The organism is Brevibacterium sp. H602, assembly GCF_051172395.1.
In the GTDB taxonomy this organism is placed as follows: domain Bacteria; phylum Actinomycetota; class Actinomycetes; order Actinomycetales; family Brevibacteriaceae; genus Brevibacterium.
Genome location: NZ_JBPIZD010000013.1, coordinates 76,408 through 95,696, shown reverse-complemented (window position 1 = coordinate 95,696; position 19,289 = coordinate 76,408). Strand labels below are relative to the sequence as shown.

Here is a 19,289-nt window from a genome sequence, read left to right as displayed (position 1 = left end):
AAGCGCCGCCCTGACCGAGGAGAACCGATGTCGAGCACCACACCTGCAACCGCAGAGAAGAGGAAAGACAGTTCCGAGCTGAGCTGGCTGATGCGCGTCCTCGTCATCATCGAGAAGGCCGGCAACAAACTGCCCCACCCGTTCTGGCTGTTCCTCTCGCTGGCCGTCATCGTCATGATCCTCTCGGCGATCTTCGCGTCCACCGGACTCAACGCCGTCAATCCGGCCACGGACGAGAAGGTGACGGTGACGAACCTCTTCTCCACCGAGTCGCTGCGTGAGATCGTCGCGGGAGCCACGAACAACTTCGTCACCTTCCCGCCGCTGGGACTCGTTCTCATCGTGCTCATCGGCGTGGCCGTGGCCGAGCAGTCCGGGCTCATCCCGGCGATGCTGCGCGGAACCATCGCCGGTGCTTCTCCGAAATGGATCACGTTCATCGTGGCCCTGGCCGGAACCGCCTCGTCGATCGCCTCGGACGCGTCCTACATGATCATGATTCCGCTCGGCGGACTCGCGTTCAAAGCCGTCGGCCGCAATCCGCTGCTCGGCTGCCTCGTCGCCTATGCCGCGACCTCGGGAGGCTATTCGGCCGCGCCCATGGTCAACTCGCTCGACACGATCCTCGGCGGCCTGTCGACCTCGGCCGCACAGATCATCGACGCCGACTACTCGGTCAGCCCGGTCGCGAACTTCTACTTCAACTTCATCTCCATGTTCGTCGTCGCCGCCGCGGTGACCCTGGTGACCGAGCTGGTCCTGTCCAAGCGAGCCGACCAGATCGAACTCGACGAGGAGACCGACGACGATCCGGACAACTTCGACGTCAAGATGGCCCTCGACGCCCACGAGAAGCGCGGGATCATCATCGCCGTCGTCGCCATCGTCATCTGCGCGGCGGTGCTGTTCGCCCTCGCCTGGCCTGCCGGATCGTTCCTCCGCGATGAAGCCGGAGGCTTCGGTCCTGAATCGGGTCTGATGGCCGGAATCGCTGCGATCATCGGCTTCGGCTTCTTCATCGTCGGCATCGTCTACGGCTACGCCACCGGATCGATCAAGCACACCGCCGATATCCCGGAGATGATGGGCAAGGGGCTGCTGCCGTTCGTGCCGGTGATCGTCCTGTTCTTCGCTGCCAGCCAGTTCCTTGCGCTGTTCAAGATGTCCAACCTCGGCGAGATCTTGGCTATCAAGGGTGCCGAGGTCTTCGGCGCACTCAACACCGGACCGTTCGTCATCCTCGTCGGCGGGTGGCTGCTCGTGGCACTGGGCGCACTGTTCCTCACCTCAGGTTCGGGGCTGTGGACGCTTATGGCACCGGTGCTCGTCCCGATGTTCATGCTGCTGTCGATCTCCCCGGAGACCACACAGGCTCTATACCGCATCGGTGACTCGACGACGAACATCATCTCCCCGATGAGCCCGTACTTCGTCGTCGTCCTCGGCTTCATCCAGCGATACAAGAAGGATGCCGGCATCGGCACGGTGCTCTCGTTCACGATCCCACTGTCCTTCGCCATGTTCATCCTCTGGGGACTGCTGTTCTTCGTCTGGTGGGCCACCGGAATTCCGTGGGGACCGGGCTCGGCCACTCACTATCAGATGGGCTGAGCCGATCACCGGATGGGCCGATGCGGGAATTCTCCCGCCTGATCAGGTGTTGTCCACCACAGCATCACGATCGTGCAACGTCGGACGCTGCAGGCGGGAATCCTCAGTTCCCGTCCAGACCGTCCGGTTAGACTGTGACTGTGAACGATCATCCGCGCAGCCTCCCGGCTGCGCACCTTCTACTCAGATCGAAAGGATCTCGACCGTGAGTAACCCCATGATGAACCGGGCGATCAACCAGGGAGCCCAGGCCGGACGCAACCAGCCGGTCATGTCCGATCAGGAACTCAACAACCTGTTCAACCAGCCTGCCGCGGAGAACCGCAACGCAGGCCCCCAGGTCGCCGACCGTGCGATGACCTATGACGATGTGATGATGAAGACCGGTGTGCTCTTCGCCATTCTCCTCGCAGGTGCCGTCGTCGGCTGGCTCGTGCCGATGCTCGCCCTCCCTGCGATGCTCATCGCGCTCGTCCTCGGCCTCGTCAACGCCTTCAAGAAGGAACCGAGCAAGGCTCTCATCATCGGCTACGCCGCATTTGAGGGTGTCTTCCTCGGCGGAATCTCCGCGATCTTCGAGTCCATGTACCCGGGCATCGTCGTTCAGGCCGTGCTCGCCACCTTGAGTGTCTTCGGCGTCATGCTCGCCCTGTTCAAGTTCAAGGGCGTGCGCTACGGCTCCAAGATGATGAAGTTCATGGTGATCGCCGTGGGCGGCTACGCGGTCTTCTCGATCATCAACTTCTTCTTCGCCATGTTCACCGGCTCCGGCGGCGCCCGCAGCATCGAGATCTTCGGAATGCCGCTCGGAATCGTCATCGGCATCGTCGCCACTGTGCTCGCTGCCATGACCCTGATCATGGACTTCCAGATGATCGAAGAGGGCGTGAAGCACAAGATCCCGGAGAAGTACTCCTGGATGTGCGCCTTCTCGCTCATGGTCACCCTCGTGTGGCTCTACATCGAAATCCTGCGCCTCATCTCCTACTTCAGAGACTGAGAGACGTGACCGTCCCACGCACGTGGGCTGCGGCCGAACGCTGAACGAAGGGCGGATCCCCAAGGTGGGGGTCCGCCCTTCGTCGTGCGTTGCGAACTGCCCATTGCTTGTGATCACTTTTCTGCCTATCGTCTGAGGTACCGACGAGAAGCGTCGGCGGACCGTCTTCATCGATGAAGCGCGGTCCAAGGACCTCATGGCCTGAGAGGACGATTCGATGACGAATCCGATGCGCGGTGTGTTCGCCGTTCCGACGACCCCCTATTCCGACGACGGAGACCAGAACCTCGACGCCCTGGGCGGTCGCATCGAGGAGGTGCTCGCCTCAGGAGTGACCGGGCTTCTCGGCCTCGGCGCTACGGGGGAGGCGCTGGCACTCAGCGCCGCCGAGCGGGAGGCACAGATCAGGACCATCGTCTCCGCCGTCGACGGCCGGGCGCATGTGGTCATCGGCTGTATGGCCTACACTCCGGCGCAGATGTCGGCCCAGATCTCGAATGCCGCCAGCTGGGGCGCCGACGCCGTCATGGTCACTCCTCCCTTCTACGGCGGACTCGAACCCGATGCCGTCATCGCCGCCCTGCGACCGGTGCTGACCGAGTCCGCACTGCCGGTCATGGTCTACAACAATCCCCACTCCACCGGCACCGATCTGCTCCCGGACCACCTCGCCGGCCTCCAGGACACCGGCCGACTCTGGAGCGTCAAAGAGACCTCCGGCGAAGCCACACGGATCCGGGAGCTGCGCGACCGCCTCGGTGACGACACCGAGATCTTCGTCGGGGCAGACGGCATCGCCCTCGAGGGCTTCGCCCAGGGCGCCAGCGGCTGGGTGGCAGCCTCGGCGTGGCTGCTGCCCGATCACTGCCAGAGACTGTGGGAGTTGGCCGACAGCGGTGACTGGGCCGGAGCCGTCGACCTGTGGAGAAGCCTCGGGCATGCCCTCGGACTCATCGAGGGCGACTCCGCCTTCATCTCACTCATCAAACGGGCGCTCACCCATTCCGGCCGGGAACAGGGACCCGTGCGTCCACCCCTGCCGACCGCCGACACCGAAGCACTGGCGTCGCTGCTCGACGCGATCGCCGAACTGGAGAGGAAACCCGCAGCATGAGCACTACGACTTCAACTGACAGCACCCTCATCGACCGTGGCCGAACCGCGCTGCGGGACATCATCGACGGCGACTTCGGACAGTGGATCGGCGGCCGCGCCGTCACCGGCACCGGCGACGAGATCGGTCTCATCTCACCGAGCGACGGAACAGTGATCGGAAGCCTGTCCGCGGCGAGCGTCGAGCAGCTCGATGACACCGTGGACACAGCGCGCACGGCCTTCGACGAGGCCGACTGGGCAGGAGACGCGAAGCTGCGGGCGCGAGTGCTGCGTCGCCTCGCCGACCTCGTCGAAGCCGATGCCGAAGAGATCGCCTACCTCGACGGCATCGAAGCCGGGAAGGTCGCCCTCGGCAGCGTCGACGAAGACGTCCCCGACGTCGCCGCGAACCTCAGACTGAGCGCCGACCTCATCTCCCGCGATGACGGACGCTACCTGCAGATTCCTGACGGCTGGGGCTGGGTGACGAAGGTGCCCAGCGGAGTCGTCGGTGCGATCCTGCCGTGGAATTATCCTGTGGCCATGCTCGGCTGGAAGGTCGCCCCGGCGCTGGCCGCCGGCAATGCGATGGTCGTCAAGACCTCTGAGGATTCGACGCTCAGCGCCCTCCACCTCGCCAGGCTCGCCACCGAGGCAGGGGTGCCCGACGGCATCGTCAACGTCCTCACGGGCACCGGCTCAGGCATCGGCGCCGCGATGGGCCTGCACAACGACATCGACGTGCTCACCTTCACCGGTTCGGGACCCGTCGGCAGGTCCCTCCTCGAGTCCTCGGCCCGGTCGAACCTCAAGAAGGTCTCCCTCGAACTCGGCGGACGGGCCGGCTACATCGTCGACTCCGCACACGCCACGGACTTTCCCGCCATCGTCGCCGACATCGCCGGTGCGTCCTTCGGCACCAGCGGCCAGAACTGCACCGCCGCCTCGCGGGTGATCTACGTCGGCGACGATGACGAGCGGTTCGCCGAGTTCCGCACCGCACTCATCACCGCGACCGAGGCACTCACCGTCGGCGATCCGTTCGCTGCCGAAACGGACGTCGGACCGGTGATCAATGCTCGCGCGCGCGACCGCATCACCTCGTGGGTCGACGAAGCGGTGGAGAAGGGAGCGCGAATCCTCAACACCCGTGCCGACGTCCCCAGCACCGGCACCTGGTACCCGCCGACCGTCATCGAGAACGTGCCTGACAACAGCGAACTCGGCCGCGGAGAGATCTTCGGCCCCGTCACCCAGCTGCTGCGACGCACCGACAGAGACGACGCCGTCGACCTCATCAACGGCGAACCCTATGGGCTGGCCTCGAGCGTGTGGTGCGAGGACATCGCCCGAGTCCGATGGTGGGCCAGCCGGATCCGCGTGGGCACGCTCGCCGTCAACGGCTACAGCGAAGGCACCGAAGCCACTCCGTTCGGCGGAATGCGACAGTCCGGATTCTGGGGCCGCGACAACGGCCCGGAAGCGCTGGAGACCTATCAGGAGACCATGACCGTATGGGTCGCCGACTCCTGAGCATCGTCTGAAGTTCCGCCGCGGCCGCCACTCCTGAGGACTATCATGGGTCCATGACCACAGCAGCGGCGGAACTCGAGACCGAGGTGCGTCGTCTGCGGATCCGAATCATCTCCCTGACCACTGCCCAACTCGACGAGGCGGCCCCACCGGCGTCGAGCAGACGTGCAGTCATCCGTGAGGCCCTGGCCGAATTCTCATGGATCGGATCCGAGGCCCGGCCGGTCCCCGAACTCGGAGATCAGAACCTCGCGGACCAGGTCGTCGTCCTCCTCGAACACGGACTTCGTTCGGCGCAGACCCTGCCCGAACCCGATCGCGAGAACCGGATCAGCACCCTCACCGAGGCGGCCGTGCGCCTGCGTCGAAACCTGGCCTGAGCATGGGGGAGACGGAGGGTCTGGTGGGGAGCACTCAGCGCATGTGGCCGTCCGTGCTCGCCGGGGTCGTCGCGACGCTCATCTATTTCGGCGCGGCCGAACTCATCGCCCGCAGCCTGGACGTGGCGTCGGCCCCTGCTCTGCTCATCGGCCAGGCGCTCATCCCGCTGATGCCGACCGTGCTCATCAAGTCCGCGATCGCGGTCTTCGGCACTCACGACAAACTCGCCCTCGCCATCACCATCGTGGCAGGAGGGGCGGGGTGCGGTGCGATCATCGGGTGGATCGGCGCTCGCCGTCGCGCTCTGGCGCTCGTCCTGCTCATCGGTTTCGGGCTGCTGCCTGCCGTCGTCGGCTTCAGCTCCGGTGCCGGGCTTGTGGCCACCCTGCCGAGCCTCGGCGGAATCGCCGCCGGGGCCGCAGCCTTCCTCGTCCTCCTCCACCTCGCCGAGGCTCCGACTCGAGCCGGACAAGGCACGGCCGGCACGCCCTCGGAAACCACGTCATCTCCGACCCGACCCGGGCGGAGGGCCTTCTTCGGGCTGGCCGCGGGACTGAGCGCGGTCGGCATCTCCGCCGTCGCGGCCGGACAGTCCGCGGCCACACTGGCGCGCAGTGCGGCAGGAACGGTGACGAAGCTCGTCCTGCCACGGCCGGCCGCCTCGGCGCCGGAGATCCCCGCGGGCGCCGAACTCGACGTACCCGGACTGACCCCGCTGGTCACGGAGACCTCTGACTTCTATCGCATCGACACGGCGCTGTTCCCGCCGTCGATCGATGCGGGAACGTGGATGCTGCGCGTCCACGGAATGGTCGAGAACGAGTTCACGATCTCCATGGCCGAACTCCTCGAACTTCCACTCCAGGAGCATTATGTGACCCTGGCCTGCGTCTCGAACGAGGTCGGCGGCGATCTCGTCGGCAATGCGAAATGGCTGGGCTATCCGATCCGGGATCTGCTCGCCAGGGCGAAACCGCACGCCGGCGCGGACATGGTGCTCTCGGGCTCCGATGACGGATTCACCGCCTCCACCCCGCTCGAAGTGCTCACCGATGACCGGGCGGCCCTGCTGGCCGTGGCCATGAACGGCCACGCCCTGCCACGCGACCACGGATACCCGGCCCGGCTGGTCGTCCCGGGACTCTACGGGTACGTCTCGGCCACGAAATGGGTGACCGATATCGAGGTGACGAGGTTCGCGGACAAGGAAGCATATTGGACGACCCGCGGCTGGTCCACCCACGGACCCGTGCTGGTGGCCTCCCGCATCGATGTGCCCCGCCCCGGCGCCACCGTTACGCCCAAGAGCGGCGACCGAATCGTCACCGCAGGCATGGCCTGGTCGCAGCACACCGGCATCGAGAAGGTGCAGGTGCGCATCGACAACGGGGACTGGACCGAAGCGGAACTGAGCGAGGAACTCACCGCCGATACGTGGCGGCAGTGGCGGTGCGAGCACACGGGACTGAGCACGGGCACGCATACCGTCAGCGTCCGCGCGATCGACCAGGACGGAAACGTGCAGACCTCGGAGCGCAGACCCGCCATTCCCGGTGCCGCGACGGGACTCCACGAACGCCAGTTCACCGTCGAATGACGCCGCGCACCAGGTGGGAAAGGACTCGAGTCTGACCAGCACTTCCCACCATGCGAGCCCGGTGCGGCAGTCTCAGGCTTCTCGCGATACGTTGTAATCTCACTCACAGAAGCTGTTCTACTTACGTCACAACGAGGTGGTCAACGTGTTCGGTCTCCCGACGGCGACGGTCGTCATCATTGTCGGCATCCCTGCGATCTGGGTGATCTACACCCTTGTCTTCGTCTTCCTCTCCCGCGGATGGAAGGCCGAGGACGTGGCCGAGGATCAGGCACTGGCGCGAACCGCGAACGGCACGGACGGACGAGACGGCGGGGCCGCCTCGGCGAACGGGAACGGGGGAGCGGCATGAACATCGAAACCTGGTTCCTCGTCATCTACTTCGTCGCCATGGGCGGGATCGGCGTGTGGACGCTCAAGATCGGGTCGAAGGGCAGCGAGGGATATCTGCTGGGCGGCCGCAGCTTGGGCGCCGCGGTCACGGCTCTGCGTCTGCAGTCGTCGTCGATGTCGGGGTACATGTTCCTCGGTGCGGGATCGCTGGCCTATACGAAGGGCTACTTCTCACTCTGGTACGCGATGGGTGACATCGGCGGCGGCGTCCTCAATCTCTCGATCCTGGGCCGGCGGATGCGCAAGCTCTCGCAGATCCTCGGATCGCTCACATCGATCGAATACCTCGAACATCGGTATCCGTCGAAGTGGATCCGCGCGATCGCCGCACCGGTCGCGCTGTTCTGCATCTTCTTCTATGTCATGAGCCAGTTCATCGCCGGCGGACGCGGCCTCGAGATGGTCACCGGCGTCCCCTACGCCTGGGCTCTGCTCATCGCCGTCGGCGTCATCGTCTTCTACACCTTCCTCGGCGGCTACCTCGCCGTGGCCTACACCGACTTCGTGCAGGCGATCATCATGCTCATCGGCATGGTGTGGATCCTCATCGCCTGTCTGCAGGCCGTGGGCGGATGGACGGCCGGCAACGAGGCGGTCGGGCAGATCAATCCGAACCTGCTGACCATGTGGGGACCCGATGGAATCGAATCCGTCCAATGGGGAGTCATCGTCGGCGCCGTCCTCGTCTTCTCCATCGGCTATATGGGCTGGCCGCACGTCAACGTCAGCCATATGGCGATGAAGCGGCCCTCGGTGGCCAGGCGCGCCAGCCTCTACGCCACCGGGTTCAACCTGCTGTTCATCCCGGCCCCCTATATCGTCGGCATCATGGCGCTCGTCCTGTTGCCGACCCTGGACAACCCGGAACTCGCGGTCTTCCAAGTCGCTGACACGGTGCTGCCGGACTTCGCCGTGGGCATCGTCATGGCCGGAATCATGGCCGCGATCATGTCCACCGCGGACGCTCTGCTGCTGCAGTCGGGCACGATCGCCAGCCAGGACCTGTTCCAGCGCTTCTTCAAGAAGGACATGTCCGACCAACAGTCCGTCTGGGTCTCGCGGTTCACCGTCCTCGTGCTGGCGATCATCGGCTACTTCGTCGCCGTGAACGATCCGCCCGCAGTCGCCGAGGTGGTCATCTTCTCCACCACGGTGCTCGGCGCCGCATTCGTCCCCGTCTACATCGCCGCCGCGTGGTGGAAGAAGGCGAACGTGCCCGGTGCGATCACCTCGATGATCGCCGGCACCGTGTCCTCCGTCGTCTGGCAGCTCACCGGACTCGTCGACGTCACCGGAATCGACCCCATGGGAATCGGCATCGTGTGCTCGACGCTGGCTCTCATCCTCGTCTCCCTGGCCACCCAGCGTTCGCATCCGGTGCCTGCCCACGTGCTTGAGGCCATGAAGGAGACCGACAAGATCGGTGCGGTTCCCGCGCACATGCTCACCGGTCAGAACGATTCCCTGGCCGGTCAGGTTCCGAAAGACGCCTGAGATGAGTGCTGAGATCGGAACCGGGCACCCGGTCGGCCCGGACCTGCAGGTCGAGGATCCGGTGCGAATGGAACCGCACGTCACCACCGCCGAGGCGCTCGCAGCCTTCCAGCGCAAGCTCCCGGGCGCTGTCGCCGAGGCGAGAATCGTCCACCATCCGTTCTGGTGGGCCGCCCTCGATGTGCACACTCGTGGATTCTTCCGTCGGGGTGCGGCCGGGCCGGGGCAGCGCATCGACGTGCTCGTCAATGCGGTGTCCGGGCGGGGCATGATCGCGGACTTCACCCCTCGCGGCGCCTCCGCGGACCCTGAGGAGTGGTCGAGTCTGATCGGCGAGCAGGCGGGACCGCTGCCGAGCCCGGGGGCGGCCGAGCGGACCGCACGATCATTGGCCCGTGCGAAGGTCGTCAAGACGGTCAAACTCGGGATGGGCATCGACATCACGCCCGCCGACGGTCTGCGCGGTGTGCTCAAACCTAACTGGATCGTCACCGGAGGGAATGAGAAGCATTCGGCGACGATCCTCGTCGATGGTCTCGACGGGTCTCACTACATCGTGCGGGTGGACAAGGCAGGGCGGAGCCGAGAGATCGGCTGAACGACAGCCGGGATGCTCAGCCCCAGTTCTTGGCGTCCGTGATGCAGAACGGATGACCGGCCGGGTCGAGGAGCACGACCCAGGTCTCGCCCGGCTGCGGTTCGGCTCGGGAGGCACCGAGTGCGACACAGCGATCGGCTGCCGCTTCGATGTCATCGGCGGCGAGGTCGAGGTGGAACTGCTTGTGTCCGTCGTCGGGCCATCTCGGTCGCTGATAGTCCGGGATCGTGCCGATGCCCAGGGCATGGCAGGGGCCGGTGAGCATCGCATAGTTCTCGTCCGAATAGGCGATGGGCCAGCCGAGGACGGCGGAGTAGAACTCTCCGAGAACGGCTGCGTTCGGGGCGTCGAGGGTGACCATCGCCAGAGTGGCGACAGGTGCTGTGGCGGAGTTGTCGGCGGTGGCAGCCGCGGTGTCGGTCTTCTGTGTTTCAGTCATGTCTGACATTCTTGTGCCATGGACGACGACGTCACTAGGAAAAATGCGTCACTGCCGCAGCACTTCTTCGGACGTGTGCTCAAACCGGGGGAAATGCTCGAGCATGCGCGCTATTCGTCCGTTCGTGTCGTCGCCGAGCGCCTGCGCCCCTTCGTCAAACGCTATTGGGCCGTCGAATGGGATCTGCCGGAGGGCGAGAGCTATCAGACGGCGACTTTGTCCGAACCGACCATCCATCTGACCTTCGAGTTCGGCAACAGCCGGCGGGCACACGTGGACGGCCCCGGGGCATGGGTGACCGGTCCGGTCACCAAACGGCGCTTCGATGTGGGAATCTTCGGACGCGGCGGAGTCTTCGGCGTGAACTTTCAGCCGGGTGCGACACTGGCATTCTCCGAGGAGAAGCCGGCGAGCATCCGTGATTCGACCGTCCCTGCCGCACTGTGGTTTCCGAGGTTGGATGCCGACCTCGGACTGACCGAGATGTTTGCGCAGTCTCAGAGATCCGGGGCGCCCGACTTCAGCGAACTCGCCGCTTCGGTGGAAAGCTGGCTGCTGTCCTGGCGGCCGCAGATGACCCCGTCGTTCGAACGGCTGAAACGAGTGCTCGACATCCTGTCCGATCCCGAAGTCGTGAGCCTGAAGATTCTCTCGGAGAGAGCCGATATCGGTGAGCGGACGCTGCAGCGGATATTCGCAGACTTCTGCGGAGTCGGAGTGAAGAAGGTCTTGGCCAGGGCGCGGATCATCGACACGGTCGCAGCGATCGACCGCGGGTGGGACGGAACTCTGGCCGACCTCGGCGCACACTTCGGATGGTTCGACCAGTCGCACTTCAGCATGGATTTCGTTCGCGTCACCGGTTTCAGCCCCGCCGAGTACGCGCAGCGGAAGTCCGCGCGGGTCACGCGAGGCTGACCGGGGACAGACCGACCAAGTCACCGGCCTCGCCGCGCGGGCGGGCGAACGCCTCAGCGGTCTGGTCGGTGCGGTCGGTACCGGTTCAGCGTGGCGTCTGATCGAATGTGCTTCTGACCAGCAGCTCGCCCCTGCTGATGGTCGGCCGGCCCAGTGCGAAACCGTGCTCGATGGAGTGCCTTTCGTCGACGAGCAGCAGATCGGCGTCACAGCCCGGACGGATCCGTCCCTTGCGTGGGAGCTTCAAGGCGTCTGCAGTGTTGGCGGTGACGAACGAGAGGACCTGCGACAGAGGCAGGCCGCTGGAATCAGCGCACGCCCACACCTGGTCGAACAGCGTCGACTGGTCTGCCACCTGCAGTTCCGTCAGGCGTCCCTGAGCATCGAACTTCGGCAGGCTGCCGTTGGCGTCCGAGGACAGGGTGAGCCGGTTGAGACTGCCGCCGAATTCGACGAACTTCTTCACCGCTTCGACGGTGGACGCTCCGGCGGTCATGTCGACGAAGGCGCCTCTGGCCGCGAGGTCGACCGCCTCGGCGATGAGCTCGTCATCACGGGTGATGTGGGTGGCATACACGGCGGGCGGGGCAATCGGATAATCGTCGAGGAGCCGAAGAAGGGGCGCGAGCCGAGTCGAATGCGATCCGACGTGGAAGTGAGTGACACCGGCCTTTCCGCTGAGCAGGCCTCCGACATGGCATTGGCTGACGATATCGGCGAGGTCTTCGATCGTCGGTTGGAACGACCGTCTTTCGGAGATGGCGATCTCGCCGGCCCCGATCACCTTGTCGATGAGGACGATATCGTCAGCGACGGAACCGGTGACGGTTCGTGCCGGAAGCTGGTAGCTGCCGGTGTAGACGAAGGTCGTGATGCCCTCTTCTTCGAGGCCTCGTGCTTTGGCGAGGAGACCGCGGTGAGAGCGGGTGATGGAGTCGGTGCCGAGGCAGCCGACGACAGTGGTCACTCCTGCGCGGATGATGTCGCCGATGTCGATCTCGGGAGTGCGCGTCGCGTATCCGCCTTCGCCTCCGCCTCCGATGATGTGCACATGGGGGTCGATGAAACCGGGTACGGCAGTCAGCCCGTCGGCCTCGATGATTGCCGAATCCGGCAGTTGCGCGACTATGTCGCGATCCACCTGGCCGAGGTGGGCGATACGTGAGCCCTCTACGAGGATGTCGCGCACTCCGAGCGGTTCGGGCGCACAGATCTCCGCCCCGCGAATCAGGATGACCATGACTCTCGTGTCCTTTCGATGCCGCTTCGCGTCCGCCGGCTGCTCGGCAGGTCAGTCGCTGCCGGGGATGATCCCCTTGCCGTCGACCTTGGGAATCGCGGCCAGCAGCTTCTTCGTATACGGGTGCTCCGGGTCGTTCCAGATCTGGTCGGTCGGAGCGACTTCGACGATGCGTCCGGCTTCCATCACTGCGACCCTGTCTGCAATATCGCGAACGACCGAGAGATCGTGGCTGATGAAGATCATCGAGGCACCGGAGTCGATGGCGAGGTCGCGCATCATGCGAGCGATCCGTGCTTGCAGGAACGCATCGAGTGAGGCGATGGGCTCATCACCGACGAGCACTTTCGGGCCTGCAGCCAGGGCCCGAGCGATGGCGATACGTTGTCTCTGTCCGCCGGAGAACGAATGCGAATAGCGCTGGGCGGAGTCGGCCGGCAGGTCGACGGCTTCCAACAGCGATTCGACGGTCCACGTGCCGTCAGGGTTGAGCGCCAGCGCATCGTCGAGCTGGTCGCGGATCCGCCTGCGCGGATTGAGCGACGCGTAGGGGTTCTGGAAGACCATCTGAATGCCGAGCAGTTCCTTCGCTCTCTTCTTCAACCCGAGCGCTCTGACCGGATGACCGTCGAAGGTGATGGAGCCGTCTGCCGGCTTCTCCAACCCGCAGATGAGTTTGGCCAGCGTCGATTTGCCGCAGCCGGATTCGCCGACGAGCCCGAGCACTTCCGAGCGACCCAGTTGCAGAGACACTCCGTTGACGGCGCGGAAGCGGCCGCCGCCGTCGAGTTTGTATTCGCATGCCACTGAATCGAGTTCCAGGAGCGGAGCACCTGATGCGGGGGAGTGAGCGGTGGCGGCGGCCGGGGCCTGGTCGATCGACGTCATGGGGAGACCTCCGCTCCTGGCAGCGATTCGATGAGCGAACGCGTGTATTCGTGTTGAGGAGCGGTGATGACCGCCTCCCGTTCACCGGTTTCGACGACGACTCCGTTCTTCATGACCACGATGGTGTCCGCGACCGAGGAGAGCACTCCGAAGTCGTGGGTGACCAGCAGCACGGCGAGGTCGAGATCGTCGCAGAGTTCACGCAGCAGCCGAAGGATGCCTGCCTGCACGGTGACATCGAGTGCTGTGGTTGGTTCGTCGGCGATGAGCACCTTCGGATCGCAGATGATCGCCGAGGCGAAAGCGATTCGCTGCAGCTGTCCGCCGGAGAACTGGTGCGGGTACTTCTTCACCGCCTCCTCCGGGTGCGGCACCCTGGTTCGGCCGAGGATCTCGACGGCTTTGGCCAGGGCAGCTGTCTTCGACACTTTCTGGTGGTGTCGAAGGTGGTCGGTGATCTGGTCGCCGACTGTGAGCATGGGATGGAACGCCGAGGCCGGATCCTGAAAGACCATCGACAGCTGCACTCCGCGCAGGCGGTTGTGCTGCTTGGCAGGCATCCCCACCAGTTCGACCCCGTCGAAATCGATGCTTCCGCTCAGCTCCGCGCCCGTGGGCGAGAGTCCCATGACGGCCAGACCGGTCTGGGTCTTGCCGGACCCAGACGCACCTGCCACACCGGTGATGCGACCTGCTTCGAGGTCGAACGAGACGTCTTTGAGGATGTGGGTGGTCTTCTTGCCTGCAGTGACCGACAGATTGAGGTCTCTGATGCTGATCATGCTCATGAGGTCGTCTCACCGACTTCCTGGGCGGTATGGGGATCGAGGGTGTCGCGCAGACTGTCGCCGATGAAGTTGAACGCCATGACGATGGTGAGGATGCAGAGGCCGGGGAAGAAGGCGATCCACCAGGCAGCGAACTGAGAGACGCCTTCGCTGATCATTGCGCCCCAATCGGGGGTCGGCGGAACGGCACCGAGAGACAGGAACGACAGTCCTGCCATGGTGAGGATCGCCGAACCGACATCGAGGGTGGCGAGCACGACGACGGGAGAGATGACGTTCGGTGCAATTTCGCGGGCCAGTGATCTGCCCGCGCTGAATCCGAGCAGGCGTCCGGCGATGACGTACTCACTGCCCCGCGCGGTCATCACCAGCGATCTGGTGACACGCGCGTAGGACGGCCAGGAGACGAGCAGGATCGCGATGATCGCGTTCTTCAGGCCCGGGCCGAGGGCGGCTGCGATGACCATGGCGAGGATGATCGTGGGGAAGGCGAACACCAGATCGGCGATGCGCATGATGATCTCGTCGACGGCTCGACCGAAGTATCCGGCAATGGCACCGAGCACCGAGCCGAGCAGCGCCGAGCAGATGACGACGAACACCGCGGCGGGCAAGGTGGTGCGGGCGGCAACGAGGATGCGGGAGAGCACGTCTCGGCCCAGTGTGTCGGTACCGAGCAGATTCTCCCCGTTGGGAGCCGAGAGCCTCGGAAAGTTCTGCGCCAGAGCATCGAACGGGGCCAGCAGCGGTGCGAAGATCGCTGCGATCAGCCAGAGCGCGAGTATTCCTGCGCCCACGAACCCCAGGGGAGTGCGCAGGGCTTTCGGGAAGCGGATCTGCCACCTTTTGAGTCCGGGGTCGACGGGATCGCGGCGGACCGCCTCGGTGGTGGGGGCATTGGTGGGTTGCTTCGGGGTGCCGATGCTCATCTCACCCTCACCCTCGGATCCACGAAGCCGTAGATCAGGTCGACGATGAAGTTCACGAGGATATAGACGATGCCGATGACGAGGCCGACGCCCATGATGACGGGCAGGTCGAGCGTCGTCGCTCCGCGGTAGGCATACTGGCCGAGTCCGTTCCAGGCGAAGACGGTCTCAGTCAGCACAGCTCCGGAGAGCAGGGAGCCGAATGCCAGACCGACGACGGTGATGATCGGGACCAGCGCACCGCGGAAGATGTATTTGAAGACCACTGTCCGTGCCGGCAGCCCTTTCGCCTTCGCGGCGGTGACGTAGTCGAGTCTGATGATGTCGAGGACGCTCGAGCGGCTGAACCGTGTGAGCAGGCCGATGGTGAAGAGGGCGAGCACGCACGACGGCAGAATGAGGTGGCCCAGCGCATTGGCGAAGGTTGCCATCTGTCCCGCCAAGAGGGAGTCGAGCGTGTAGAGGCCGGTCACTTTCGGCGGCGGGGTGATCCACGGGTCGAGTCGTCCGGCGCCGGGGACGACTCGAAGTTTGAAGAAGAACACGAAGTAGGCGACGGTGGCGATCCAGAATGTCGGTGCCGAGATGCCGATGAGGCTGAGGGTGCGGATGGCGTGGTCGACGAGGCTGTTCTGTTTGAGAGCACTGAGCAGACCGAGCAGGAGTCCGAGGATCACTGAGATGAGGATCGCCCCGATGCCGAGCTCGATCGATGCGGGGAAGACCTGCCCGATCGAGGCGAGCACGGGTGTGCGGGTCTGATTGGAGACTCCGAGATCTCCCTGCAGCAGATTGCCCAGGTACGTGAAGTACTGGACGAGGAGCGGTTGGTCGAGTCCGAGCTTCTCCCGTGTCTGCGCGACGATCTCGGGATCTGCCGCGGCCCGGTCGCCGAGGATGGCGGCGACCGGGTCGGTGGGCACGAGGTTGGTGAGCAGGAACGTCACCACGGTCACGCCCCAGATCAGGATGAGCGAGATCCCGATCCGAATGAGGATGAACCGGAGCAGAGGGTGGAGCTTCGGCGGTTTGACTCGCTGCGCCGCGTCCGTCTCAGCAGTTGCGGACGCGGCATCAGCATCGTGAGGTGCTGTGGTGGCTTCCGCCATCCTCACTCTGCCTTTGCGAAGTCGAACGAGATGTCGGCGTTGGAGACGAACTTCTCAATGCTCGAACCGACGGCGACGGTGCTGACCGGCTGGACAAGCGGGATCCACACCGCGGTGTCGGTGGTCGCCTTGAACAGCTTCGCGTAGGCGGCATCGCGCGCATCACCCTTCGCCTTGGCCGCTTCGTCCGCGAGCTTCTTCAGCTTCGGGTCGGCGCTCCAGTTCACGCGATCGGCAACGTCGCCGCCGGGAATGAAAACGTTGTAGTTCGTCGGATCGGGGAAGTCCGCACCCCAGGTTCCGATGCCCATCGGCTGTTTGGCCGAGCGGAAGCCGTCGAGCTGAGTCGAGCTCGGGGCAGGTTTGAGATCGAGGTTGATGCCGGCCTCCTTCAGCTGCGCCTGCAGGGTTTCGGCCAGCTGTGCGAGGTCGACTCCGTTGACAGCCTGATCACTCGAGTAGTGGAAGGGAACCTTCTCTCCGTCGTAGCCGGCCTCCTTGAGCAGCTTCTTCGCCTTGGCGAGGTCACGTTCGGGAGCCTCGTCCTTCGGGACGGCGCCGACGAACTCGTTCGGCACGAGACTGGCCATGCGCTGGGATCCCTTCCCGGCGAGATCGATGAGTTTGTCGTAGTCGATCGCCGCCATGACGGCCTTGCGGAAGTTCGGGTCTGCTGCGGGGCCGCCGATCTTCTCATCCGTGTTGTTGAAGATGTAGAGGCTGCGAGTCGAGGGCAGGCTGGAGATCTTGCCCATCGATTCATCGATCTGCTTCGCCTGATCGGCGTTGAGGTCGTAGGCGACCTGAGCCTGGCCCGACTGGATGTCGGTCAGCTGGGTCTCGGCAGAGACATTGCGCAGGACCACTCGCTTGTACTTCGGTTCCGGACCGTTGTAGTGCTCGTTCGCGGTCAGCACGACCTGGCTGTCGGCGTCGTACTTCTCCACCTTGTACGGTCCCGAGCCCTGCGAGTTCTCATTGAGGAACTGTTCGGCTCCGTCCATCTCATCGGTGGTTCCCTCGTTCTCCTTGACCACCTTCGAATTGACGATGCCGATCGAGGAGTTGGGGAGGATGTAGGGCAGTGCAGGGTTGGGTTCTTCGCTGGTGAGCGTGACCGTCTTGTCGTCGACCTTCTTCACCTTGACCCCGTCGAGGAAGAACGAAGGGTTGCCTTTGATGCCCTGCAGCCGTTCGAAGGAGAAGACGATGTCGTCGGCGGTGACGGGGTCGCCGTTGGAGAATTTCGCATCCTCGTCTTTGAGGGTCAGCGTCATCTCCTTGTTGTCCTCGGACATTTCGAAGGAGCAGAGGCCATCGGTCGGTTTGGTGAGGTCACCGTCCTCGAATTCGAGAACCGTCTGGTAGATGGCGCTGTCGATCGTCGAACCGGTGAATTCGAATTGTCGGTGCGGGTCGATCGTCTTGAGGTTGAAGGCGGTCTCGGCCACGATCGTGTCGCCGGCGCCGCCTGCTTCGTCGGAGCCGCTGCCGCAGGCGGCGAGTCCGGCGGTCAGTGCGAGGGTGGAGCAGATTGCGACGAAATTGCGGGTCAGACGCCTCATGTGTGATCTCCCTAACGGTAAGTGTTGTGAGTCACATTAGAGTCGAAATGCCTCCCATGCAATTCAACCTGCCACAAAGCTGAAGGATTTCCACTGTGCACTTCCGCCAACGTCCCGGGCCGCGAAATGAGATCTCAGATCTGCGGCTTCAGACGGTGGCTGTTTTCCTCGACCGACGCGGGGCAAGCCCGCAGCGGAAGACCGCGCGGGTCACCCGAGGCTGACCGGGGACAGACCGAGCGCCTCATCGGTCGTGGCATGGGAGCGGGCGACCGCCTCTGCGGTCCAGTCGGAGCGATCGAGGTCGGGGACCGCCTCGGCGATCTGGGACTTCCAGTCCCCGTGCCATTGGGCGGGGAAGGCCTGCTTGAGCAGATCGACCATGATCGGCACCGCCGTCGATGCGCCGGGGGAGGCCCCGAGCAGACCCGCGATCGAGCCGTCGGCGGAGACGACGAGTTCGGTGCCCTGCTGGAGGACGCCGATCTTCTTCCGATCCGGTTTGACCAGCTGGGCCCTCTGCCCGGCCGGCAGCAGGGTCCACTCATTGCGTCGGGCCAGCGGCAGATAGCGTCGCAGCTGCGCGAACTTCCGCGACGGGCTGGCGGCGAGCTCCTTGACGAGGAACGACACGAGGCTGAGGTTCTGCAGACCGGCGGCCGCGATGACGTGCAGGTTGTCGGGCCGCACCGTCGCGAAGAAGTCGGTAAGGCGGCCGTGCTTGAGCAGCTTCGTGCTGAAGGTCGCATACGGACCGAACAGCAGATGCTCCTTGCCGTCGACGACTCTGCGGTCCAGATGCGGCACCGACATCGGCGGGGCGCCCACATCGGCCTGACCATAGACCTTCGCATCATGGCGGGCGACGACCGCCGGAGTCGAGCACCGGTAGAAGGCGGCCCCGACAGGCAGAACCGCGTAGCCGCGGACTTCGGGGATCCTCGCTTTCTGCAGGAGTCGCAGCGCGAAGCCGCCGGCCCCGACGAACACGGTCTTCGCGTGCACGGCGAACTGTCCCGCCGGCGTCGAACCGCTGACCGTCCAGCCCGATGCGCGCGATTCGAGCCCGGTCACCGTGTGACCCGTGCGCACCTCGGTGGACCCGATGTTCAGCAGCGCCGACGTCAGAGCGCCGAAGTCGACGTCGGTGCCGCGCGGGTGCCGGGCCGCCGCCATGGGCTCTTCCGTGTCGGCTCGTCCCTCCATCGTCAGGGGAGCCCACCGGGCGATGGTGTCCAGATCCTCTGTGTACTCCATTTCGGAGAACAGCGGGTCGGCTTTCAGGGTGTCGACGCGTCGACGCAGGTAGGTGACGTCCGTGTCCCTGAAGACGAGGTTCATATGTGGGGCCGAGTGGATGAAGTCCGCCGGGTCGAGGAGTCCGAGTCGGACGAGGTGGGCCCACCATTGTCGGGTGAGGTGGAACTGTCCGGCGATCTCTGCCGGTTTCGCGCCATCGGCAGGATCAGGCATGTAGTTGAGTTCGCAGTACCCCGAATGCCCGGTGCCGGCATTGTTCCACGGGTCGCTGCTCTCTCCGGCGATGTCCTCGGCCTGCTCCAGAACGAGGATCCGCAGATCGGGATCGAGCAGAGTCAGCATCGAACTGAGAGTCGCGGACATGATGCCCGCGCCGATGAGGACGACATCGGCGTCCGGCAGCTGGTCGGTGTGCTTGGGGTTCGCAGTCATATTCTCACCATGCGCCCCC

General features: G+C 64.7%; 18 protein-coding genes. 10 read left to right on the top strand and 8 right to left on the bottom strand.

Annotated elements, in window-relative coordinates; genetic code table 11:
• The first annotated feature begins 27 nt into the window (after positions 1 to 27).
• The 9 genes from ACSBQT_RS11560 (at position 28) to ACSBQT_RS11520 (ending at position 9,702) form a co-directional block, all read left to right on the top strand.
• Positions 28 to 1,611 carry an AbgT family transporter gene (locus tag ACSBQT_RS11560; protein ID WP_410710440.1) on the top strand — a complete coding sequence of 528 codons (1,584 nt, stop codon included), beginning with the start codon at positions 28 to 30 and terminating at the stop codon, positions 1,609 to 1,611.
• Positions 1,612 to 1,828: 217 nt separating this feature from the next.
• Positions 1,829 to 2,611, top strand: a complete 783-nt coding sequence (locus tag ACSBQT_RS11555; RefSeq protein ID WP_410710506.1) for a Bax inhibitor-1/YccA family protein — start codon at positions 1,829 to 1,831, stop codon at positions 2,609 to 2,611.
• A gap of 217 nt (positions 2,612 to 2,828) precedes the next feature.
• Positions 2,829 to 3,725 carry a dihydrodipicolinate synthase family protein gene (locus ACSBQT_RS11550; protein WP_410710439.1) on the top strand — a complete coding sequence of 299 codons (897 nt, stop codon included), beginning with the start codon at positions 2,829 to 2,831 and terminating at the stop codon, positions 3,723 to 3,725.
• The gene (locus ACSBQT_RS11545) at positions 3,722 to 5,239 is read left to right on the top strand and encodes an aldehyde dehydrogenase family protein (RefSeq protein WP_410710438.1); all 1,518 of its coding nucleotides are present in this window, start codon (positions 3,722 to 3,724) and stop codon (positions 5,237 to 5,239) included. Before ACSBQT_RS11550 ends, ACSBQT_RS11545 begins: the two co-directional genes overlap by 4 nt.
• 53 nt (positions 5,240 to 5,292) lie before the next feature.
• Complete coding sequence (locus tag ACSBQT_RS11540; RefSeq protein ID WP_410710437.1) at positions 5,293 to 5,619, top strand: hypothetical protein; 327 nt, start codon at positions 5,293 to 5,295, stop codon at positions 5,617 to 5,619.
• A 23-nt stretch (positions 5,620 to 5,642) separates the two neighbouring features.
• Positions 5,643 to 7,217 carry a molybdopterin-dependent oxidoreductase gene (locus tag ACSBQT_RS11535; RefSeq protein ID WP_410710436.1) on the top strand — a complete coding sequence of 525 codons (1,575 nt, stop codon included), beginning with the start codon at positions 5,643 to 5,645 and terminating at the stop codon, positions 7,215 to 7,217.
• A gap of 145 nt (positions 7,218 to 7,362) precedes the next feature.
• Entirely contained in the window at positions 7,363 to 7,569 is a 207-nt protein-coding gene (locus tag ACSBQT_RS11530) for a hypothetical protein (protein ID WP_167194909.1), read from the top strand.
• On the top strand, positions 7,566 to 9,104 hold the full coding sequence (locus ACSBQT_RS11525) for a sodium/proline symporter (protein ID WP_410710435.1): 1,539 nt from the start codon (positions 7,566 to 7,568) through the stop codon (positions 9,102 to 9,104). The genes ACSBQT_RS11530 and ACSBQT_RS11525 overlap by 4 nt, the downstream gene beginning before the upstream one ends.
• A gap of 1 nt (position 9,105) precedes the next feature.
• Positions 9,106 to 9,702: a hypothetical protein gene (locus tag ACSBQT_RS11520; RefSeq protein WP_410710434.1), complete on the top strand. Its 597-nt coding sequence runs from the start codon at positions 9,106 to 9,108 to the stop codon at positions 9,700 to 9,702.
• Positions 9,703 to 9,718: 16 nt separating this feature from the next.
• Here ACSBQT_RS11520 and ACSBQT_RS11515 read toward each other — a convergent pair whose 3' ends face one another.
• Entirely contained in the window at positions 9,719 to 10,141 is a 423-nt protein-coding gene (locus tag ACSBQT_RS11515) for a VOC family protein (protein ID WP_410710433.1), read from the bottom strand.
• A gap of 18 nt (positions 10,142 to 10,159) precedes the next feature.
• On the opposite strand from ACSBQT_RS11515, the gene ACSBQT_RS11510 reads away from it, so the two are divergent.
• Positions 10,160 to 11,059 (top strand): DUF6597 domain-containing transcriptional factor, encoded by a 900-nt coding sequence (locus tag ACSBQT_RS11510; RefSeq protein ID WP_410710432.1) that lies wholly within the window; start codon positions 10,160 to 10,162, stop codon positions 11,057 to 11,059.
• An 85-nt stretch (positions 11,060 to 11,144) separates the two neighbouring features.
• Here ACSBQT_RS11510 and iadA read toward each other — a convergent pair whose 3' ends face one another.
• From iadA to ACSBQT_RS11475, 7 genes are all read right to left on the bottom strand, one after another.
• Positions 11,145 to 12,299 (bottom strand): beta-aspartyl-peptidase, encoded by a 1,155-nt coding sequence (iadA, locus tag ACSBQT_RS11505; RefSeq protein WP_410710431.1) that lies wholly within the window; start codon positions 12,297 to 12,299, stop codon positions 11,145 to 11,147.
• A gap of 51 nt (positions 12,300 to 12,350) precedes the next feature.
• The gene (locus ACSBQT_RS11500) at positions 12,351 to 13,187 is read right to left on the bottom strand and encodes an ABC transporter ATP-binding protein (protein WP_410710430.1); all 837 of its coding nucleotides are present in this window, start codon (positions 13,185 to 13,187) and stop codon (positions 12,351 to 12,353) included.
• On the bottom strand, positions 13,184 to 13,975 hold the full coding sequence (locus tag ACSBQT_RS11495; RefSeq protein ID WP_410710429.1) for an ABC transporter ATP-binding protein: 792 nt from the start codon (positions 13,973 to 13,975) through the stop codon (positions 13,184 to 13,186). The genes ACSBQT_RS11500 and ACSBQT_RS11495 overlap by 4 nt, the downstream gene beginning before the upstream one ends.
• The gene (locus ACSBQT_RS11490; protein ID WP_410710428.1) at positions 13,972 to 14,904 is read right to left on the bottom strand and encodes an ABC transporter permease; all 933 of its coding nucleotides are present in this window, start codon (positions 14,902 to 14,904) and stop codon (positions 13,972 to 13,974) included. Before ACSBQT_RS11490 ends, ACSBQT_RS11495 begins: the two co-directional genes overlap by 4 nt.
• On the bottom strand, positions 14,901 to 16,013 hold the full coding sequence (locus ACSBQT_RS11485) for an ABC transporter permease (protein ID WP_410710427.1): 1,113 nt from the start codon (positions 16,011 to 16,013) through the stop codon (positions 14,901 to 14,903). The genes ACSBQT_RS11490 and ACSBQT_RS11485 overlap by 4 nt, the downstream gene beginning before the upstream one ends.
• Before the next feature lie 2 nt (positions 16,014 to 16,015).
• A complete protein-coding gene (locus ACSBQT_RS11480; RefSeq protein WP_410710426.1) occupies positions 16,016 to 17,578 on the bottom strand; it encodes an ABC transporter substrate-binding protein in 1,563 nt (520 codons plus the stop codon).
• Between the two features lie 210 nt (positions 17,579 to 17,788).
• Positions 17,789 to 19,270, bottom strand: a complete 1,482-nt coding sequence (locus ACSBQT_RS11475; RefSeq protein ID WP_435001789.1) for a malate:quinone oxidoreductase — start codon at positions 19,268 to 19,270, stop codon at positions 17,789 to 17,791.
• Positions 19,271 to 19,289: the final 19 nt, after the last annotated feature.

Coding starts and splice junctions, on each gene's coding strand:
- ACSBQT_RS11560 (WP_410710440.1), top strand. CDS start 28: ATGTCGAGCACCACACCTGCAACCGCAGAGAAGAGGAAAGACAGTTCC.
- ACSBQT_RS11555 (WP_410710506.1), top strand. CDS start 1,829: ATGATGAACCGGGCGATCAACCAGGGAGCCCAGGCCGGACGCAACCAG.
- ACSBQT_RS11550 (WP_410710439.1), top strand. CDS start 2,829: ATGACGAATCCGATGCGCGGTGTGTTCGCCGTTCCGACGACCCCCTAT.
- ACSBQT_RS11545 (WP_410710438.1), top strand. CDS start 3,722: ATGAGCACTACGACTTCAACTGACAGCACCCTCATCGACCGTGGCCGA.
- ACSBQT_RS11540 (WP_410710437.1), top strand. CDS start 5,293: ATGACCACAGCAGCGGCGGAACTCGAGACCGAGGTGCGTCGTCTGCGG.
- ACSBQT_RS11525 (WP_410710435.1), top strand. CDS start 7,566: ATGAACATCGAAACCTGGTTCCTCGTCATCTACTTCGTCGCCATGGGC.
- ACSBQT_RS11520 (WP_410710434.1), top strand. CDS start 9,106: ATGAGTGCTGAGATCGGAACCGGGCACCCGGTCGGCCCGGACCTGCAG.
- ACSBQT_RS11515 (WP_410710433.1), bottom strand. CDS start 10,141: ATGACTGAAACACAGAAGACCGACACCGCGGCTGCCACCGCCGACAAC.
- ACSBQT_RS11510 (WP_410710432.1), top strand. CDS start 10,160: ATGGACGACGACGTCACTAGGAAAAATGCGTCACTGCCGCAGCACTTC.
- iadA (WP_410710431.1), bottom strand. CDS start 12,299: ATGGTCATCCTGATTCGCGGGGCGGAGATCTGTGCGCCCGAACCGCTC.
- ACSBQT_RS11500 (WP_410710430.1), bottom strand. CDS start 13,187: ATGACGTCGATCGACCAGGCCCCGGCCGCCGCCACCGCTCACTCCCCC.
- ACSBQT_RS11495 (WP_410710429.1), bottom strand. CDS start 13,975: ATGAGCATGATCAGCATCAGAGACCTCAATCTGTCGGTCACTGCAGGC.
- ACSBQT_RS11490 (WP_410710428.1), bottom strand. CDS start 14,904: ATGAGCATCGGCACCCCGAAGCAACCCACCAATGCCCCCACCACCGAG.
- ACSBQT_RS11485 (WP_410710427.1), bottom strand. CDS start 16,013: ATGGCGGAAGCCACCACAGCACCTCACGATGCTGATGCCGCGTCCGCA.
- ACSBQT_RS11480 (WP_410710426.1), bottom strand. CDS start 17,578: ATGAGGCGTCTGACCCGCAATTTCGTCGCAATCTGCTCCACCCTCGCA.
- ACSBQT_RS11475 (WP_435001789.1), bottom strand. CDS start 19,270: ATGACTGCGAACCCCAAGCACACCGACCAGCTGCCGGACGCCGATGTC.